This is a genomic window from Geminicoccus flavidas (assembly GCF_009806515.1).
GTDB classification, from domain to species: domain Bacteria; phylum Pseudomonadota; class Alphaproteobacteria; order Geminicoccales; family Geminicoccaceae; genus Geminicoccus; species Geminicoccus flavidus.
On sequence record NZ_WUJP01001055.1, the window covers coordinates 1 to 2,682 of the forward strand.

The 2,682-nt window shown below is 72.8% G+C and carries 2 protein-coding genes; both read right to left on the bottom strand.

What is annotated here, in order from left to right; genetic code table 11:
* The coding region (locus EQG76_RS30180) for a GHMP family kinase ATP-binding protein (protein WP_456237667.1) at window positions 1-520 on the bottom strand (520 nt) is incomplete at its 3' end.
* Window positions 504-2,306, bottom strand: a complete 1,803-nt coding sequence (locus EQG76_RS30185; protein WP_159718937.1) for a tetratricopeptide repeat protein — start codon at window positions 2,304-2,306, stop codon at window positions 504-506. The genes EQG76_RS30185 and EQG76_RS30180, both read right to left, overlap by 17 nt.
* Window positions 2,307-2,682: the final 376 nt, after the last annotated feature.

The following is a 2,682-nucleotide window of genomic DNA, read 5'->3' on the forward strand; positions in this document are numbered from 1 at the left end:
GCTCCCCCAGCCCGCGCATCCGTGCCGGCCGGGCATAGACGCAGACCGGCACGTCCGCGCCCAGCTCGGCACCCAGCTCGCGCAGCCGGGCATTGCCCAGCTTCGTGCCGCACACCCGGTCGAGCAGGCGCAGGGCGGCAGCGGCATCGGCACTGCCGCCGCCGAGCCCGCCGCCCACCGGCAGTTGCTTGTCGAGGCGGATCTGCCCGGACAGCGCTGTCCCGGTGCGCCTGGCCAGCAGCTCCGCTGCCCGGAGGACGAGATTGCTCCCGTCCCGCGGCACGGCCGGAGCGAACGGCCCGCTCACCTCCAGGCTCAGCCCGCCCCCGCTCGCCGGCGCGAACTCCAGCCGGTCGCCGACCGGCGCGAACACCACGAGGCTGTCCAGCTCGTGATAGCCGTCCAGGCGGCGCCCGGTGACCAGCAGGTCGAGATTGATCTTGGCCGGCGCCAGCTCGCTGCGGGCGGCCTCGGCCGGCGCCGTGCCCCCGGCCGCCTGCCGTCTACGATTCCAGACCATTGGCCAGCTTGTCCCGCAGCAGCCGGGCCAACTCCGCATCCGGCGAAAGGGTCAGGGCGCGCTGCCACTGGAAACGTGCCTCGCGGAACCGGCCGATCCGCCAGTAGGCGTCGCCCAGATGCTCGTTGATCACCGGGTCGCCCGGCTCCGCCTCCACGGCCCGGTCCAGCCAGCTCACCGCCTCGTTCAGCCGGCCGATCTTGAAATAGGCCCAGCCCAGGCTGTCGATGATGAAGCCGTCGCGCGGGCGCAGTTCCACCGCCTTCTGCAGCATGCCGAGCGCCTGCTCCAGGTTCTCGCCGCGATCAACCCAGGAATAGCCCAGATAGTTCAGGACCAGCGGCTGGTCCGGCGCCAGCTCCAGTGCCCGCTGGAAGTCGGCCACGGCTTCCGGCCAGCGACCCAGCCGCTCGCGCGCCACGCCCCGGGCGTAGAACAGGCGCCAGTCCGTGGCGGACGGTGCCACCACCCGCCCGATCGCCTGGTCATAGGCCTGCTCCGCCTCCGCGTAGCGTTCGTCGCTGCGCGCGAGGTCGCCGAGCTTGACCAGGGCATCGGTCCGCTCCGGCCGTTCTGCGGCCATGCGCTCGAGCAGGTCCTCGGCATCGTCCTGCCGCCCGGCCGCCAGCGTGGCATCGACGGTGGCGAGCTTCGCGTCCCAGGCCCAGGACGAATCCCCGGGCAGTTGCGCCAGCGTCTCGATCGCCAGTTCTGGGCTGCCCTGGGCGGTCATCAGGCTCGCCAGGGTCAGCACCGCCTCGCCATCCTCGGGGGCTGCCCAGGTCGCCAGCCGGGCATAGACGATGGCGCGGCCCTCGGCTCCCTGCTGGCGCAGGGCCTCGACGATCGCGAGCAGGAGATCGGCCGTCCCCTCGCCGGCACTGGCCAGCACGGCCACGGGCGGCTGGCCGGCCGAGACATGCTCGACCGCGCGGCCGAACACGGCGGGCTGCTCGTGCAGGGCGGCCGCACTTTGGAGATAGCGGCGCGCGGCCGCCTGACCGTCCACCTCGAAGATCAGGCGTGCGGTCAGCAGCGCCATGCGCACCGGGACCTGCTGGCCCTCCTGCGCCTGCGGCTGGAGGGTGGCCCGGGCCGCCGCCGCCTGCCCCGCCAGGGCCTGGATCGCCGCGCGGTGGTAGGTCAGCACCGCGAACAGCGGGTCATCCGGTGCCACCTCCGGCAGCCGGCTCAGCGCACGCTGCGGATCACCCTCGGCAACGGCGAGCCAGGCTTGCAGCACCGGGGCGATCAGCCCGCCGATGCTGCGCTCGGGCAGGGCGTCGAGGGCACGGCGCGCCTCGGCGATCCGGCCGCCCTGCAGCGCGTCGATGAACAGGACGAGGTGAGCCTCGTCGGCGCCGGGATCGATCTCAGTCAGGAGACGCGCCTGGTCCCTGGCCCCGGGAAGGTCGCCCCGAGCCACGTCCAGGAGGAAGACCTGCCGGCGCAGGTCCAGGTCGTCGGGGTCGGCGGCGAGCGCTCGTTCCAGCGCATCGGACGCCTGCACCACATCGCCGGCGTCCATCGCGTACTGGCCCACCAGGTAGTCACCGATGGCGCTGCTCTCGACCGACTGGGCGGTCGCCATCAGCGCGGGTGCCGGCGACAGGTCGTCCAGCGCGCCATTGCTGGCCTGCAGGGCGGGAGCGCAGGCCGCGGTCAGCGGCACGAGCACGCCCAGCAGGGCCGGCAGGCGGGACCGGCGCTTCGGCCCGGCTGGCCGGCCCAGGGCTGCTGCAGGGAGATGCGGCTCCATGTCAGGAGCACCCGGAAGGCCGTTCAACCGCTTCTCCGCGCTGTCTGCTGGGCGATGGTGGGGATGAAGGTCATAAATGGATTGGCCCTGTCCCGGCCGCAGACCAGGCCGATCCCACCGGATTCCAGGCCGCCCGGCAGCGGCGCGCCGTGGCGTCACGGTGCCGGCGTCGGACCCCGACGCTTGACGTGGCCGGGCGATCCGGTCAAGAGACCCGCAGCCGACCTGCCGGTCCTGGGCAGGCTATTGTCGTACCGACGTCGCGCTATCGGATCCGAACCCATGCTTAAGACCTCGAAGAGCAAGAACGACCCCACGGCGCGTGGCGCCGCCCAGCCCGCCAAGACGATCGACGGCAAGAAGATCAAGCCGGCGCTCTATGTCGGCACCGCGGTGGGCCATG